The organism is Rhizobium sp. SEMIA 4085 (assembly GCF_013004495.1).
Lineage (GTDB): Bacteria > Pseudomonadota > Alphaproteobacteria > Rhizobiales > Rhizobiaceae > Rhizobium > Rhizobium gallicum.
Window position 1 is genome coordinate 1 of record NZ_JABEPH010000673.1, and the last position, 1,170, is coordinate 1,170.

At 61.6% G+C, this 1,170-nt stretch carries 2 protein-coding genes; both read left to right on the plus strand.

What is annotated here, in order from left to right; translation table 11 throughout:
• Positions 1 to 342, plus strand: a 342-nt coding sequence (locus C9413_RS32260) for an acyl-homoserine-lactone synthase (RefSeq protein ID WP_281408699.1), incomplete at its 5' end; no start/stop codon positions are given.
• Between the two features lie 10 nt (positions 343 to 352).
• On the plus strand, positions 353 to 1,170 hold an 818-nt coding region (gene trbB / locus C9413_RS32265), incomplete at its 3' end, for a P-type conjugative transfer ATPase TrbB (protein WP_170251586.1).

Here is a 1,170-nt window from a genome sequence, read left to right on the forward strand (position 1 = left end):
CACCCTGCGATGATCGAGAGCTCCCGCTTCTGCGTGGATACGACCCTTGAAGAGGGCAGGGGATCGGGATCGGTGCATGAGGCAACGCTGACGATGTTTGCGGGCATCATCGAGTGGTGCCTCGTGAGCGCCATTACCGAGATTGTTACCGTGACCGACCTGCGGTTCGAACGCATTCTCGGTCGTGTTGGTTGGCCGCTTCAGCGCATTGGCGACCCGAGCCGTATCGGCGTAACTACAGCCATCGCAGGGATCCTTCCGGCGAACGTGGAGACATTTCTGAGGCTCCGCCCGTCCAGCTATCGCTCGCAATTCAATGGTCCGCTGGGTCAGGCAGCATAAGGAGAAAACCGTGAACCAGCTTCGCTCTCATCCTCGACTCGTCCGCAAGCTTCAGGAGGCGCTCGGCGATCAGCTCTGCGTCGCGCTCGATGATTCGACTGTTGTCGAAATCATGCTCAATCCGGACGGCAAACTGTTCATCGAACGGCTTGGCCATGGCGTCGCACCAGCCGGAGAAATGTCGTCCGCGGCGGCGGAAATGGTGATTGGAACGGTGGCACATGCGCTCCAATCCGAGGTCGATACCGAGCAGCCGATCGTCTCCGGCGAACTGCCGATCGGTGGCCATCGCTTCGAAGGACTGTTGCCCCCGGTGGTCTCCAAGCCAGCGTTCACCATTCGCCGTCGCGCCTCGCGCTTGATCCCCCTTGAGGATTACGTGCGCTCTGGCGTGATGAGCAAGCAGCAGGCGTTGACGATCCGCAGCGCGATTTCGTCTCGGCTCAACATCATCATCTCCGGCGGCTCCGGCTCCGGCAAGACGACGCTTGCGAACGCCGTCATCAACGAAATCGTCAAGTCGGCGCCGGACGACCGCCTCGTCATCCTCGAGGATACCGCAGAGATCCAATGCACAGCCGACAACGCCGTCCTTCTCCACACAAGCGATACTGTCGATATGGCGCGGCTCCTAAAGAGCACGATGCGGCTGCGTCCCGACCGGATCGTCGTCGGCGAAGTCCGTGACGGCGCTGCGCTCACTTTGCTTACGGCCTGGAATACCGGCCACACTGGTGGCGTCGCGACCATCCATTCCAACACTGCAATGTCGGCGCTCCGCCGCCTTGCGCAACCGACCGCCGATACCAGCCAACAGCCGCAGCCGGG